Here is a 12,610-nt window from a genome sequence, read left to right on the forward strand (position 1 = left end):
GGCTTACTTACCAGCCTTTCCGACCTTGCGGCGGATGACCTCGCCGGCGTACTTGACGCCCTTGGCCTTGTACGGGTCAGGCTTGCGCAGCTTGCGGATGTTCGCCGCAACCTCGCCGACCTTCTGCTTGTCGATGCCCTCGACGCTGAGCTTGGTCGGGGACTCGACCTTGAAGGAGATACCCTCGGGCGCCTCGACGACGATGGGGTGGCTGTAGCCCAGGGCGAACTCCAGGTTGGAGCCCTTCGCCTGGACGCGGTAGCCGACACCGCTGATCTCGAGCGCCTTGCTGTAGCCCGTGGTCACGCCGGTGATCATGTTCGCCACCAGCGTGCGGGACAGGCCGTGGAGGGCCTTGTTCTGACGCTCGTCGTTCGGGCGCGAGACGGTGATGAAGCCGTCCTCACCCTTGGCGACCTCGATGGGCGCGGCAACGGTGTGCGAGAGGGAACCCTTGGGGCCCTTCACCGCGACCGTGCGGCCATCGATGGTGACGTCCACACCAGCGGGAACCTGGATGGGCAGCTTGCCAATACGCGACATTAGCTATTCCTCCGTTCCCTGGTTACCAGACGTAGGCGAGGACTTCCCCACCCACGCCCTTCTTGCTGGCCTGCTGACCGGTCAGGAGACCGTGGGACGTGGAGATGATCGCCACGCCCAGGCCGCCGAGGACCTTCGGCAGGTTGGTGGACTTTGCGTAGACCCGCAGGCCCGGCTTCGAAATCCGCTTGATGCCGGCGATCGAGCGCTCGCGGTTCGGGCCGAACTTCAGCTCGAGGGTGAGGTTCTTGCCGACCTCGGCGTCCTCGACCTTCCAGCCGGTGATGTAGCCCTCCTGCTGGAGGATCTCCGCGATGTGCGACTTGATCTTGCTGTGCGGCATCACGACGGTGTCGTGGTACGCCGAGTTCGCGTTACGCAGACGGGTCAGCATGTCTGCGATGGGATCAGTCATGGTCATGAATTGGCCTTCGGCCTCTCTCGCCGGGGTTTCCTATGTGCGCCATCCCTCTCCCCGATCAGAGTCGGGACGGGTGCGGCGCGGGGACCTACGGCGTAGTAAGCGACGTTATGCGGGCAGCGAGCCCGCGGTCGGTCTCGGGCGGCGGGGCGCCCAACCCTTCTACCCTACGGGACAAAGGGCGGGGCGCCTGCCGACCGGATGCTTACCGAGAGCTTCCGGGTGAACCCAACTAGGGGTTTACCAGGAGCTCTTGGTCACGCCCGGCAGCTCGCCACGGTGAGCCATCTCACGAAGGCACACGCGGCAGAGGCCGAACTTACGGTAGACGGAGTGCGGCCGGCCGCAGCGCTGGCAACGCGTGTACGCGCGCACAGCGAACTTCGGCTTGCGGGCCGCCTTAGCAATCAGGGCCTTCTTCGCCACGGTCAGTTCTCCTTGAACGGGAAGCCGAGGTGACGAAGCAGGGCACGGCCCTCATCGTCGTTCTGGGCGGTCGTCACCACGGTGATGTCCATGCCCCGGACCCGGTCGATCTTGTCCTGGTCGATCTCGTGGAACATGACCTGCTCCGTGAGACCGAAGGTGTAGTTGCCCCGGCCGTCGAACTGCTTCGGGGACAGACCACGGAAGTCGCGGATGCGCGGCAGCGCGAGCGACAGCAGGCGGTCCAGGAACTCCCACATGCGGTCACCACGGAGGGTGACGTGGGCACCGATCGGCTGGCCCTCACGCAGCTTGAACTGCGCGATGGACTTACGGGCCTTGGTGACGGCCGGCTTCTGGCCGGTGATCGTGGTGAGGTCCTTGATGGCACCGTCGATCAGCTTGGAGTCGCGGGCGGCGTCGCCCACACCCATGTTGACCACGATCTTGGTCAGACCGGGGATCTGCATGACGTTCTCGTACGAGAACTCGTCGCGCAGCTTTCCGGCGATTTCTTCGCGGTAGCGCTGCTTGAGGCGCGGCGCGTTGGTGGTGGCAGTCATCAGATGTCCTCACCGGTCCGCTTGGCAACGCGGATCTTGTTGCCGTCATCGTCGAAGCGGTAACCGACGCGGGTGACAACCTTGTTGCCGTCCTTCTCCACGACCAGCTGAACGTTGCTGATGTGGATCGGGGCCTCGGTCGTGACGATGCCGCCGGTCTGCGAACCGCGAGCGGTCTGGCCGGCCTTGGTGTGCTTCTTGACCCGGTTGACACCCTCGACCAGGACACGGTCCTCGCGGGGGAAGGCCGCGATGACCTTGCCCTGCTTGCCCTTGTCCTTACCGGTGATGACCTGGACCAGGTCGCCCTTCTTGATCTTCATCGGTTACAGCACCTCCGGCGCGAGCGAGATGATCTTCATGAACTTCTTCTCGCGCAGCTCACGGCCCACGGGGCCGAAGATACGGGTGCCGCGGGGGTCGCCATCGTTCTTGAGGATGACGGCCGCGTTCTCGTCGAAGCGGATGTACGAGCCGTCCGGACGGCGGCGCTCCTTGACGGTGCGAACGATGACGGCCTTGACGACGTCACCCTTCTTCACGTTGCCACCGGGGATCGCGTCCTTCACGGTGGCGACAATGACGTCACCGATGCCCGCGTAGCGGCGACCCGAACCACCGAGAACACGGATGGTGAGAATTTCCTTCGCACCCGTGTTGTCGGCGACCCGAAGTCGCGACTCCTGCTGGATCACGTCTATCTCCTGATCGTCTGCCGGTTCCCGGCAGGGACTTCAGCCGAAGTCCCTGCCGAGCCTGGCGGAACTGACCTGAGGGGTAACCCCCACAGGCGGTTTCTCTCGGAATTCCCTTACGGGAAATCCCTACTTGGCCTTCTCGAGGATCTCGACGATGCGCCAGCGCTTCGAGGCGGACAGCGGCCGGGTCTCCATGAGGAGGACGCGGTCGCCGACGCCGGCGGAGTTCTGCTCGTCGTGCGCCTTGAGCTTGTTGGTACGGCGGATGACCTTGCCGTACAGCGCGTGCTTGACACGGTCCTCGACAGCGACGACGACGGTCTTGTCCATCTTGTCGCTGACGACGAGACCCTCACGGGTCTTGCGGAATCCGCGGTCGTTCGTCTCAGTCACATTCTTCTCGCTCATCAGGCGCTCTCCACCGTCTCGATGCCCAGCTCGCGCTCACGCATCAGGGTGTAGATCCGGGCGATGTCCTTACGGACGGACTTGAGCCGACCGTGGTTCTCAAGCTGTCCGGTCGCCGCCTGGAAGCGGAGGTTGAACAGCTCCTCCTTGGCCTCACGAAGCTTGCCGACGAGGTCCTCGTCATTCAGCTCGCGCAGCTCGGTCGCCTTGATACCGGCCGCCATCACGACTCACCTGCCTCGCGCCGCACGATGCGGCACTTCATCGGAAGCTTGTGGGCGGCGCGGGTCAGCGCCTCCTTGGCAACCTTTTCGTTCGGGAAGGACAGCTCGAACATCACCCGACCGGGCTTGACGTTCGCGACCCACCACTCCGGAGAACCCTTACCGGAACCCATGCGGGTTTCGGCCGGCTTCTTCGTGAGCGGGCGGTCCGGGTAAATGTTGATCCAGACCTTGCCGCCACGCTTGATGTGACGGGTCATCGCGATACGAGCGGACTCGATCTGACGGTTCGTCACGTAAGCCGGGGTGACGGCCTGGATGCCGTACTCACCGAAGGCCAGCTCGGTGCCACCCTTGGCCATGCCATTGCGCTTCGGGTGGTGCTGCTTGCGGTGCTTGACCCTGCGAGGGATCAGCATGTCGGTCAGGCCTCCGTTCCGGGGGTCTCCGCCGGAGCAGCGGCAGCGGCCTCGGCCTTGGGGGCCTCGGCAGCGGCGTTCTGCTGCGGCTTGCGGCCTCGGCCGCCACGCTCGCCACCGCGGCGCGGGCGGTCGTTGCCGCCACCACGCGCCGGGCGGTTGCCCGCACGGGCGGCAGCGTTCTCCGCACGAACCTCGGCGATGTTCTTGACGTCGCCCTTGTAGATCCAGACCTTCACACCGATCCGGCCGAAGGTGGTCTTGGCCTCGAAGAAGCCGTAGTCGACGTTCGCACGGAGCGTGTGCAGGGGCACACGGCCCTCGCGGTAGAACTCCGAGCGGGACATCTCGGCGCCGCCGAGACGGCCACCACACTGGATCTTGATGCCCTTGGCGCCGGCCTTCATCGTCGACTGCATGCTCTTACGCATGGCGCGACGGAAGGAGACGCGGGAGGACAGCTGCTCGGCGACGGCCTGGGCCACGAGCTGAGCATCGGTCTCGGGGTTCTTGACCTCGAGGATGTTCAGCTGGACCTGCTTGCCGGTCAGCTTCTCCAGTTCGCCACGGATGCGGTCGGCCTCGGCGCCACGGCGGCCGATGACGATGCCCGGACGAGCGGTGTGGATGTCAACGCGGACGCGCTCACGGGTGCGCTCGATCTCCACCTTGGAGATGCCGGCGCGCTCCATGCCCTTCGTCATCATGCGACGAATGGCGACGTCTTCCTTGACGTAGTCCTTGTACAGCTTGTCGGCGTACCAACGCGACTTGAAGTCGGTGGTGATGCCGAGCCGGAACCCGTGCGGGTTAACCTTCTGGCCCATTACCGGGTTCCTTCCTTGCTGCTGACGACCACGGTGATGTGGCTGGTCCGCTTGCGGATCCGGTAGGCACGGCCCTGGGCGCGCGGCCGGAACCGCTTCAGGGTCGGGCCCTCGTCGACGTACGCCTCGGAGATGACGAGGCTGTCGGCGTCGGTGTGGTCGTAGTTGTGCGCGGCGTTGGCAATGGCGCTGTCCAGCACCTTGCCAACCGGCACGCTCGCGGCCTGCGGGGCGAAACGCAGGACCGCCTGAGCCTCCGTGGCATCCATGCCACGGATAAGGTCCACCACGCGGCGGGCCTTCATGGGCGTGACGCGGATGTACCGCGCCTGGGCCCTGGCTTCCATGGTTGTCCCTTCGGTGTCAGTCATAGTCTTCGCACTCCGCCGATCAACGACGCCGCGACTTGCGGTCGTCCTTCTCGTGGCCGCGGAAGGTGCGGGTCGGCGCAAACTCGCCGAGCTTGTGGCCGACCATCGACTCGGTGACGAACACCGGGACGTGCTTGCGGCCGTCGTGCACCGCGATCGTGTGGCCGAGCATGGCCGGGACGATCATGGAGCGGCGGGACCAGGTCTTGATGACGTTCTTGGTGCCGGCTTCGTTCTGGACATCCACCTTCTTGGTGAGGTGTCCGTCGACGAAGGGCCCCTTCTTGAGACTGCGCGGCATCTAAACCCGCTCCTAGCGCTTCTTGTTCGTCTTGCGGCGGCGGACGATGTACTTGTTGCTGGCCTTCTTCGGCGAGCGAGTACGACCCTCCTTCTGACCCCAGGGCGAGACCGGGTGGCGACCACCGGAAGTCTTGCCTTCACCACCACCGTGGGGGTGGTCGACGGGGTTCATCACGACACCGCGCACGGTCGGGCGAACGCCCTTCCAGCGCATACGGCCGGCCTTGCCCCAGTTGATGTTCGACTGCTCGGCGTTGCCGACCTCGCCGACAGTGGCGCGGCAGCGGACGTCGACCAGGCGGATCTCACCGGACGGCATACGAAGGTGGGCCATCGAGCCCTCCCTCGCCAGCAGCTGCACGGAGGCACCGGCCGAGCGGGCGAACTTCGCACCGCCGCCCGGACGCAGCTCGATCGCGTGGATCGTCGTACCCACGGGGATGTGGCGCAGCGGCAGGTTGTTGCCGGGCTTGATGTCGGCACCGGGGCCGTTCTCAATCCGGTCACCCTGCGACAGGCCACGGGGCGCGATGATGTAGCGCTTCTCGCCGTCTGCGTAGTGCAGCAGCGCGATGCGCGCGGTGCGGTTGGGGTCGTACTCGATGTGCGCGACCTTGGCCGGCACGCCGTCCTTGTCGTGACGACGGAAGTCGATCACTCGGTAGGCGCGCTTGTGGCCACCGCCCTGGTGGCGAACGGTCACACGACCGGCGTTGTTACGGCCGCCCTTGCTGTGCAGCGGGCGGACCAGCGACTTCTCCGGCGTGGACCGCGTGATCTCGACAAAGTCGGCGACGCTGGAGCCACGACGGCCCGGGGTCGTCGGCTTGTACTTGCGGATACCCATTTCTCAGTCCTCGTCCGATTCCGGACGACTCGACCTCCGTCAGGAGGTCGGGCCGCCGAAGATGTCGATACGGTCGCCCTCGGCGAGGGTCACGATGGCGCGCTTGGTGTCAGCGCGCTTGCCGAAACCGGTACGGGTGCGCTTGCGCTTGCCCTGCCGGTTGATCGTGTTGACCCCGGTGACCTTGACCGAGAAGACCGCCTCGACGGCCTGCTTGATCTGGGTCTTGTTGCTGCCGGGCGCGACGATGAACGTGTACTTGTTCTCGTCCAGCAGCGCGTAGCTCTTCTCCGAGACAACCGGCTTGACGAGAATGTCGCGCGGGTCCGAGAAGGTCTTGCTGGTGACGACGGCCTCACTCATCAGGCGTCGCTCCCTTCGGTCTCAACGGCCTTGGGGCCAGACACGAAGGACTCGAAAGCGGCCTTGGTGAAGACCACGTCGTCCGAGACGAGCACGTCGTACGTGTTCAGCTGGCCCGGCTCCAGGATGTGAACCTGGGGCAGGTTGCGGGCGGAGAGCAGCGAAGTCTCGTCCGAGCGCTCGATGACCAGGAGCACGTTCTTGCGCTCGCTGACCTTGCCGAGCAGGCTCTTCGCGGCCTTCGTCGAGATCTCGCCATCGGCCACGCCGGACACGACGTGGATGCGGCTGTTGCGGGCCCGGTCGGTGAGGGCACCGCGCAGGGCGGCAACCTTCATCTTCTTGGGCGTCCGCTGCGAGTAGTCACGCGGCACGGGGCCGTGGACGACGCCACCGCCGGCGAACTGCGGCGCACGGGTCGAACCCTGGCGCGCGCGGCCGGTGCCCTTCTGGCGGTACGGCTTCTTGCCACCGCCGCGGACCTCGCCGCGAGTCTTGGTCTTGTGCGTGCCCTGACGGGCCGCGGCCAGCTGTGCGACAACGACCTGGTGGATCAGCGGAACGCTGACCTTGGCGTCGAAGATCTCCGAGGGGAGTTCGACGGTCCCGGCCTTGTCGCCTGCCGGCGAAAGGATGTCAATGGTGCTCATCGGTTACCTCAGGCCCCCTTGGCCGCGGTACGGACCAGGACGAGGCCGCCGTTCGGACCAGGAACTGCGCCCTTGATGAGCAGCAGACCCTTCTCCGCGTCAACGGCATGGACGGTCAGGTTCTGGGTGGTGACCCGCTCGTTGCCCATACGACCGGCCATCCGCATGCCCTTGAACACGCGGCCCGGGGTGGCGCAGCCACCGATGGAGCCCGGCTTGCGGTGCACACGGTGGGCACCGTGGGAAGCCTTGCCGCCGTGGAAGCCGTGACGCTTCATGACGCCGGCGAAGCCCTTGCCCTTGCTCTTGCCGGTCACGTCCACCTTGATGCCGGACTCGAAGGTCTCGGCAGTCAGCTCCTGGCCGAGGGTGTACTCGCCGGCATCGGCGGTACGGACCTCGACGAGGTGGCGGCGGGGGGTGACGTCGGCCTTCGCGAAGTGGCCCTTGAGGGGCTTGTTCACCTTGCGCGGGTCGATCTCGCCGAAGGCGATCTGGACGGAGTCGTAGCCGTCCTGGTCATTGGTGCGCACCTGGGTAACGACACAGGGGCCGGCCTTCACCACGGTCACCGGAACGACACGGTTGTTGTCGTCCCAGACCTGGGTCATGCCGAGCTTCTCGCCCAGGATGCCCTTGATCTGCTTAGCCATCTCTTCCGCGCCTCTCAGAGCTTGATCTCGATGTCAACGCCGGCCGGAAGGTCCAGGCGCATCAGCGAGTCAACGGTCTTGGGCGTCGGGTCGAGGATGTCGATCAGGCGCTTGTGCGTGCGCATCTCGAAGTGCTCGCGCGAGTCCTTGTACTTGTGCGGCGACTTGATGACGCAGTACACGTTCTTCTCAGTGGGCAGCGGCACCGGGCCCGCGACCGACGCACCAGTTCGCGTCACCGTCTCGACGATCTTCTTCGCCGAGCTGTCGATGACCTCGTGGTCGTAGGCCTTGAGCCGGATGCGGATCTTCTGTCCCGCCATGGCTACTTCGTAGTCCTGTCTCTCGTAACGCTCTGGGACTCGGTGCGTTCGCGTCCCGCCTCCGACCCACGCGGTCGGGCGTGTCGCGCTCCTTCCCGGAAATTTCCGTAAGGGAAACCCCTGAGAAGGAGAAGTGGGGGCAGAACACCCACCGAGTGCCTGGCTGAGGCACCCCGCTGACACTTCCCGGAAGATTCCCGTACTTCCGCCCCTGAGAAGGGACGACGAATACCTGGGACTCGCTTCCGGTCCTCCCGGCGGGAGGCGCGCAGCATCGGCACTCAACCGAGCAACCTGGACAGTGTGCCATACCAGCACCATGGCTGGCCAACTGAAGCCGGGGAGGGTACCCCACGACACCGGCGTCCAACCCTGCGGCTCGCGCGAAAGGGCGGTTTGCCCACTCTTTCCGGCCGCCGCGGGCAGTCCCCGCCGTACGTGCACCCCCGCGTCCGCAGGGCGCCCCTGCCCCCGCGGACCCCCGTCCCGGGGCAGCGGAAAGCGCCCGCACGACCGAAGTCGTACGGGCGCTTCCATGAGCCGAGGCTCGAATGCTCCGGGGAGCTACCGGGTTACCCCGATCAACGGAATTACTTGTTGATCTTGGTGACCTGGCCGGCGCCGACGGTCCGGCCACCCTCACGGATGGCGAACTTCAGGCCCTCCTCCATGGCGACCGGCTGGATCAGCTCGACCGACATCTCGGTGTTGTCGCCCGGCATGACCATCTCGGTGCCCTCGGGGAGGGTCACGACGCCGGTCACGTCAGTCGTACGGAAGTAGAACTGCGGGCGGTAGTTGTTGAAGAAGGGGGTGTGACGGCCACCCTCGTCCTTCGACAGGATGTACGCCTGGGCCTCGAAGGAGGTGTGCGGCGTGACCGAACCCGGCTTGATGATGACCTGGCCGCGCTCGACGTCCTCGCGCTTGATGCCGCGAAGCAGCAGACCGACGTTCTCACCGGCCTGACCCTCGTCCAGCAGCTTCCGGAACATCTCGATGCCGGTCACCGTGGTGGTGGTCTTGTCCTGCTTGATGCCGATGATGTCGACGGTCTCGTTGACCTTGAGGACACCACGCTCGATACGACCGGTGACAACGGTGCCACGGCCGGTGATCGTGAAGACGTCCTCGATCGGCATCAGGAACGGCTTGTCGACGTCACGGTCGGGAGCCGGGATCGCCTCGTCGACGGCCTTCATCAGGTCGACAACGGACTTGCCCCACTCGGCGTCGCCCTCGAGCGCCTTGAGCGCCGAGACCTTGACGACCGGAACGTCGTCGCCCGGGAACTCGTACTCGGAGAGGAGCTCACGGACCTCGAGCTCGACGAGCTCCAGGATCTCCTCGTCGTCCACCATGTCGGCCTTGTTCAGGGCGACAACGATGTAGGGAACGCCGACCTGGCGGGCCAGGAGCACGTGCTCCTTGGTCTGCGGCATCGGGCCGTCGGTGGCGGCAACCACGAGGATGGCGCCGTCCATCTGCGCCGCACCCGTGATCATGTTCTTGATGTAGTCCGCGTGACCGGGGCAGTCGACGTGGGCGTAGTGACGGTTCTCCGTCTGGTACTCGACGTGCGCGATCGAAATCGTGATACCGCGCTGGCGCTCCTCGGGAGCCTTGTCGATCTGGTCAAAGGCCGAAGCCTCGTTCAGGTCCGGGTACTCGTCGTGCAGCACCTTGGTAATGGCGGCCGTGAGGGTCGTCTTACCGTGGTCGATGTGACCGATGGTGCCGATGTTGACGTGCGGCTTAGTCCGCTCGAACTTCGCCTTCGCCACTGGTTCCTCCTGAAGTGGTTCTGTACGCCTTACTCATCGGCGCCAGGTGATCTTTGCTGGGATGCCGGCTGCCGGGACATTCCTCACGGATTGCGGGGATTGCCCCGGCAGACGGTGTCAAGCCTAAAGCGTGTTCCGACTATCGGGAGACGGAGCTACTCGCCCTTGGCCTTCGCGATGATCTCCTCGGCGACGTTCCGGGGAACCTCGGCGTAGGAGTCGAACTGCATCGAGTAGCTTGCGCGACCCGACGTCTTGCTGCGGAGGTCTCCGACGTAGCCGAACATCTCCGACAGCGGGACCAGGCCCGTGACGAGCTTGGCGCCGCTGCGGTCCTCCATGGACTGGATCTGACCGCGGCGCGAGTTGATGTCGCCGATGACGTCACCCATGTAGTCCTCGGGCGTCGTCACCTCGACCTTCATCATCGGCTCCAGCAGGGCCGGGCTGGCCTTGCGGGCGGCCTCCTTGAAGGCCATCGAACCGGCGATCTTGAAGGCCATCTCGGACGAGTCGACCTCGTGGAAGGCACCGTCGAGCAGGGTGACCCGGACGCCGGTCAGCGGGTAGCCGGCGAGAACACCGAACTCCATGGCCTCCTGGCAGCCCGCGTCCACGGACGGGATGTACTCCCGCGGGATACGGCCACCGGTGACCTTGTTCTCGAACTCGTACCCGTCGCCCTCGAGCGGCGCGATCGCGATCTGGACCTTCGCGAACTGACCGGAACCACCGGTCTGCTTCTTGTGCGTGTAGTCCAGGCGCTCGACCGGCTTGCGCAGCGTCTCACGGTAGGCCACCTGCGGCTTACCGACGTTGGCCTCGACCCGGAACTCGCGCTTCATACGGTCGACCAGCACGTCGAGGTGCAGCTCGCCCATACCCGCGATGATGGTCTGGCCGGTCTCCTCGTCGGTGTGGACCTGGAACGACGGGTCCTCTTCCGCGAGGCGCTGGATGGCGACACCCAGCTTCTCCTGGTCGCCCTTGGACTTGGGCTCAATGGCGACCTGGATGACCGGAGCGGGGAACTCCATCGACTCCAGGATCACCGGGCTGCCCGCGTCGCAGAGGGTCTCACCGGTGGTGGTCTGCTTGAGACCCATGACGGCGACGATGTCACCGGCACCCACCGACTCGATCTCCTCACGCTTGTTCGCGTGCATCCGGTAGATCTTGCCGATGCGCTCCTTCTTGCCCTTCACCGAGTTCTGCACCTGCGAGCCGGCCTCAAGGCGGCCCGAGTACACCCGGATGAACGTGAGCTTGCCCAGGTGCGGGTCGCTCGCGATCTTGAAGGCGAGGGCGGCCAGCGGCTCGTCCTCGGAAGGCTTACGGGTGACGACCTGCTCGGCGTCGTTGACCGCGTGGCCCTCGATGGCCTCGACGTCCAGCGGCGACGGGAGGTAGCGCACGACCGCGTCGAGCAGGGGCTGCACGCCCTTGTTCTTGAACGCGGTACCGCAGAACACCGGGGTGACGGTGGTGTTCTCCGCCTTGCCCGAAGCGATCGTGATCCGACGAATCGCGGCGTAGAGCTGCTCCACGGTGGGCTCCTGGCCCTCCAGGTACAGCTCCATCATGTCTTCGTCGTTCTCCGCGACGGCTTCGAGGAGCTTGCCGCGCCATTCCTCGGCTGCCTCGGTGTGCGTGGCCGGGATGTCGACGGTGTCGTACATCTCGCCCTTGGCCGCCTCGGCGGACCACACGAGGGCCTTCATGGTGACGAGGTCGACGACGCCCTGGAAGTCCGCCTCGGTACCGATCGGCAGCTGCATCACGATCGGCACCGCGCCCAGGCGGTCCGTGATCATGTCGACGCAGCGGTGGAACTCGGCGCCGGTACGGTCGAGCTTGTTGACGAAGCAGATGCGCGGCACGCCGTAGCGGTCCGCCTGACGCCAAACGGTCTCGGACTGGGGCTCAACACCGGCAACGCCGTCGAACACCGTCACTGCACCGTCGAGGACGCGCAGCGAACGCTCCACCTCGACGGTGAAGTCGACGTGGCCCGGCGTGTCGATGATGTTGATGGTGTGGTCGACGTCGTTCAGCGGCCAGTGGCAGGTCGTCGCGGCAGACGTGATCGTGATGCCGCGCTCCTGCTCCTGCTCCATCCAGTCCATCGTGGCAGCGCCGTCGTGGACTTCACCGATCTTGTAAGAGACACCGGTGTAGAACAGGATCCGCTCGGTGGTGGTCGTCTTGCCCGCGTCGATGTGGGCCATGATCCCGATGTTGCGGACCTTGGCCAGGTCAAGCGAAGTGGTGGCCATATCGGCTCAATCTTCTCTCGGTCTCGATGTGGGTTGCGACTACCAGCGGTAGTGCGCGAAGGCCTTGTTGGACTCGGCCATCTTGTGCGTGTCCTCGCGCTTCTTGACCGAAGCGCCGAGGCCGTTGGAGGCGTCGAGCAGTTCGTTCATGAGGCGCTCGGTCATGGTCTTCTCGCGACGGGCGCGGGAGTAGCCCACGAGCCAGCGGAGCGAGAGGGTGGCGGCACGGCCGGGCTTGACCTCGACCGGGACCTGGTAGGTCGCGCCACCGACACGGCGGGACTTGACCTCAAGGGTCGGCTTGATGTTCTCGAGCGCGCGCTTGAGCGTGATGACCGGGTCGTTACCGGTCTTCTCGCGCAGACCCTCCATGGCGCCGTAAACGATGCGCTCGGCGGTGGAGCGCTTTCCGTTCAGCAGAACCTTGTTGATGAGGGAGGTCACCAGAGGAGAGCCGTAGACCGGGTCGATGATGACCGGGCGCTTCGGGGCGGGGCCCTTACGAGGCATT

The 12,610-nt window shown here is 65.5% G+C and carries 20 protein-coding genes; all 20 read right to left on the reverse strand.

Translation table 11 applies throughout. The features are described from left to right. Window positions 1-3 precede the first annotated feature (3 nt). The 20 genes from rplF to rpsG all read right to left on the reverse strand — a co-directional run bounded on the left by rplF (window position 4) and on the right by rpsG (window position 12,609). Entirely contained in the window at window positions 4-543 is a 540-nt protein-coding gene (rplF, locus tag ACGFNI_RS14170; RefSeq protein ID WP_393683608.1) for a 50S ribosomal protein L6, read from the reverse strand. 22 nt (window positions 544-565) lie between these two features. After that, complete coding sequence (gene rpsH / locus ACGFNI_RS14175) at window positions 566-964, reverse strand: 30S ribosomal protein S8 (protein WP_227046489.1); 399 nt, start codon at window positions 962-964, stop codon at window positions 566-568. 240 nt (window positions 965-1,204) lie between these two features. Next, window positions 1,205-1,390, reverse strand: coding sequence for a type Z 30S ribosomal protein S14 (locus tag ACGFNI_RS14180; RefSeq protein WP_004571834.1), 186 nt, complete (start codon window positions 1,388-1,390; stop codon window positions 1,205-1,207). A gap of 2 nt (window positions 1,391-1,392) precedes the next feature. After that, window positions 1,393-1,953: a 50S ribosomal protein L5 gene (rplE, locus tag ACGFNI_RS14185; protein ID WP_227046488.1), complete on the reverse strand. Its 561-nt coding sequence runs from the start codon at window positions 1,951-1,953 to the stop codon at window positions 1,393-1,395. Then, window positions 1,953-2,276, reverse strand: a complete 324-nt coding sequence (gene rplX, locus ACGFNI_RS14190) for a 50S ribosomal protein L24 (protein ID WP_393683611.1) — start codon at window positions 2,274-2,276, stop codon at window positions 1,953-1,955. Before rplX ends, rplE begins: the two co-directional genes overlap by 1 nt. A 3-nt stretch (window positions 2,277-2,279) precedes the next feature. Next, window positions 2,280-2,648 carry a 50S ribosomal protein L14 gene (gene rplN / locus ACGFNI_RS14195; protein ID WP_003974257.1) on the reverse strand — a complete coding sequence of 123 codons (369 nt, stop codon included), beginning with the start codon at window positions 2,646-2,648 and terminating at the stop codon, window positions 2,280-2,282. A gap of 129 nt (window positions 2,649-2,777) precedes the next feature. Next, on the reverse strand, window positions 2,778-3,059 hold the full coding sequence (rpsQ, locus tag ACGFNI_RS14200) for a 30S ribosomal protein S17 (RefSeq protein ID WP_393683613.1): 282 nt from the start codon (window positions 3,057-3,059) through the stop codon (window positions 2,778-2,780). Beyond that, a complete protein-coding gene (rpmC, locus tag ACGFNI_RS14205; RefSeq protein ID WP_030074787.1) occupies window positions 3,059-3,283 on the reverse strand; it encodes a 50S ribosomal protein L29 in 225 nt (74 codons plus the stop codon). The genes rpsQ and rpmC overlap by 1 nt, the downstream gene beginning before the upstream one ends. After that, window positions 3,283-3,702: a 50S ribosomal protein L16 gene (gene rplP, locus ACGFNI_RS14210; RefSeq protein WP_004571829.1), complete on the reverse strand. Its 420-nt coding sequence runs from the start codon at window positions 3,700-3,702 to the stop codon at window positions 3,283-3,285. The genes rpmC and rplP overlap by 1 nt, the downstream gene beginning before the upstream one ends. Before the next feature lie 5 nt (window positions 3,703-3,707). Continuing rightward, entirely contained in the window at window positions 3,708-4,529 is an 822-nt protein-coding gene (gene rpsC / locus ACGFNI_RS14215; protein ID WP_393683615.1) for a 30S ribosomal protein S3, read from the reverse strand. After that, window positions 4,529-4,876, reverse strand: coding sequence for a 50S ribosomal protein L22 (gene rplV, locus ACGFNI_RS14220; protein ID WP_030619142.1), 348 nt, complete (start codon window positions 4,874-4,876; stop codon window positions 4,529-4,531). The genes rpsC and rplV overlap by 1 nt, the downstream gene beginning before the upstream one ends. Before the next feature lie 43 nt (window positions 4,877-4,919). After that, the gene (gene rpsS, locus ACGFNI_RS14225; protein ID WP_052859621.1) at window positions 4,920-5,201 is read right to left on the reverse strand and encodes a 30S ribosomal protein S19; all 282 of its coding nucleotides are present in this window, start codon (window positions 5,199-5,201) and stop codon (window positions 4,920-4,922) included. A gap of 12 nt (window positions 5,202-5,213) precedes the next feature. Then, complete coding sequence (gene rplB / locus ACGFNI_RS14230) at window positions 5,214-6,050, reverse strand: 50S ribosomal protein L2 (protein WP_030283452.1); 837 nt, start codon at window positions 6,048-6,050, stop codon at window positions 5,214-5,216. Between the two features lie 39 nt (window positions 6,051-6,089). Beyond that, complete coding sequence (gene rplW, locus ACGFNI_RS14235) at window positions 6,090-6,413, reverse strand: 50S ribosomal protein L23 (RefSeq protein ID WP_227046484.1); 324 nt, start codon at window positions 6,411-6,413, stop codon at window positions 6,090-6,092. After that, a complete protein-coding gene (rplD, locus tag ACGFNI_RS14240) occupies window positions 6,413-7,063 on the reverse strand; it encodes a 50S ribosomal protein L4 (RefSeq protein ID WP_393683617.1) in 651 nt (216 codons plus the stop codon). Before rplD ends, rplW begins: the two co-directional genes overlap by 1 nt. An 8-nt stretch (window positions 7,064-7,071) precedes the next feature. Further along, complete coding sequence (gene rplC / locus ACGFNI_RS14245; protein WP_227046482.1) at window positions 7,072-7,716, reverse strand: 50S ribosomal protein L3; 645 nt, start codon at window positions 7,714-7,716, stop codon at window positions 7,072-7,074. 14 nt (window positions 7,717-7,730) lie between these two features. Then, a complete protein-coding gene (gene rpsJ / locus ACGFNI_RS14250; protein ID WP_003948644.1) occupies window positions 7,731-8,039 on the reverse strand; it encodes a 30S ribosomal protein S10 in 309 nt (102 codons plus the stop codon). A 590-nt stretch (window positions 8,040-8,629) separates the two neighbouring features. Beyond that, a complete protein-coding gene (tuf, locus tag ACGFNI_RS14255) occupies window positions 8,630-9,823 on the reverse strand; it encodes an elongation factor Tu (RefSeq protein WP_393683619.1) in 1,194 nt (397 codons plus the stop codon). Between the two features lie 155 nt (window positions 9,824-9,978). Further along, window positions 9,979-12,099 (reverse strand): elongation factor G, encoded by a 2,121-nt coding sequence (fusA, locus tag ACGFNI_RS14260; RefSeq protein WP_393683621.1) that lies wholly within the window; start codon window positions 12,097-12,099, stop codon window positions 9,979-9,981. Window positions 12,100-12,138: 39 nt separating this feature from the next. Beyond that, window positions 12,139-12,609, reverse strand: a complete 471-nt coding sequence (gene rpsG, locus ACGFNI_RS14265; RefSeq protein ID WP_004571813.1) for a 30S ribosomal protein S7 — start codon at window positions 12,607-12,609, stop codon at window positions 12,139-12,141. Window position 12,610: the final 1 nt, after the last annotated feature.

The organism is Streptomyces sp. NPDC048644 (assembly GCF_043199105.1).
In the GTDB taxonomy this organism is placed as follows: Bacteria; Actinomycetota; Actinomycetes; order Streptomycetales; family Streptomycetaceae; genus Streptomyces.

Excerpts from the sequence above, each read along its gene's own strand:
- rplC (WP_227046482.1), bottom strand. The coding sequence starts at position 7,716 with ATGGCTAAGCAGATCAAGGGCATCCTGGGCGAGAAGCTCGGCATGACC.
- rpsJ (WP_003948644.1), bottom strand. The coding sequence starts at position 8,039 with ATGGCGGGACAGAAGATCCGCATCCGGCTCAAGGCCTACGACCACGAG.
- fusA (WP_393683621.1), bottom strand. The coding sequence starts at position 12,099 with ATGGCCACCACTTCGCTTGACCTGGCCAAGGTCCGCAACATCGGGATC.
- rplV (WP_030619142.1), bottom strand. The coding sequence starts at position 4,876 with ATGGAAGCCAGGGCCCAGGCGCGGTACATCCGCGTCACGCCCATGAAG.
- rplP (WP_004571829.1), bottom strand. The coding sequence starts at position 3,702 with ATGCTGATCCCTCGCAGGGTCAAGCACCGCAAGCAGCACCACCCGAAG.
- rplF (WP_393683608.1), bottom strand. The coding sequence starts at position 543 with ATGTCGCGTATTGGCAAGCTGCCCATCCAGGTTCCCGCTGGTGTGGAC.
- rplE (WP_227046488.1), bottom strand. The coding sequence starts at position 1,953 with ATGACTGCCACCACCAACGCGCCGCGCCTCAAGCAGCGCTACCGCGAA.
- rplX (WP_393683611.1), bottom strand. The coding sequence starts at position 2,276 with ATGAAGATCAAGAAGGGCGACCTGGTCCAGGTCATCACCGGTAAGGAC.
- rplD (WP_393683617.1), bottom strand. The coding sequence starts at position 7,063 with ATGAGCACCATTGACATCCTTTCGCCGGCAGGCGACAAGGCCGGGACC.
- rplB (WP_030283452.1), bottom strand. The coding sequence starts at position 6,050 with ATGGGTATCCGCAAGTACAAGCCGACGACCCCGGGCCGTCGTGGCTCC.
- rpsG (WP_004571813.1), bottom strand. The coding sequence starts at position 12,609 with ATGCCTCGTAAGGGCCCCGCCCCGAAGCGCCCGGTCATCATCGACCCG.
- rplW (WP_227046484.1), bottom strand. The coding sequence starts at position 6,413 with ATGAGTGAGGCCGTCGTCACCAGCAAGACCTTCTCGGACCCGCGCGAC.
- rpsS (WP_052859621.1), bottom strand. The coding sequence starts at position 5,201 with ATGCCGCGCAGTCTCAAGAAGGGGCCCTTCGTCGACGGACACCTCACC.
- rpsH (WP_227046489.1), bottom strand. The coding sequence starts at position 964 with ATGACCATGACTGATCCCATCGCAGACATGCTGACCCGTCTGCGTAAC.
- rpsQ (WP_393683613.1), bottom strand. The coding sequence starts at position 3,059 with ATGAGCGAGAAGAATGTGACTGAGACGAACGACCGCGGATTCCGCAAG.
- rpsC (WP_393683615.1), bottom strand. The coding sequence starts at position 4,529 with ATGGGCCAGAAGGTTAACCCGCACGGGTTCCGGCTCGGCATCACCACC.
- rpmC (WP_030074787.1), bottom strand. The coding sequence starts at position 3,283 with ATGGCGGCCGGTATCAAGGCGACCGAGCTGCGCGAGCTGAATGACGAG.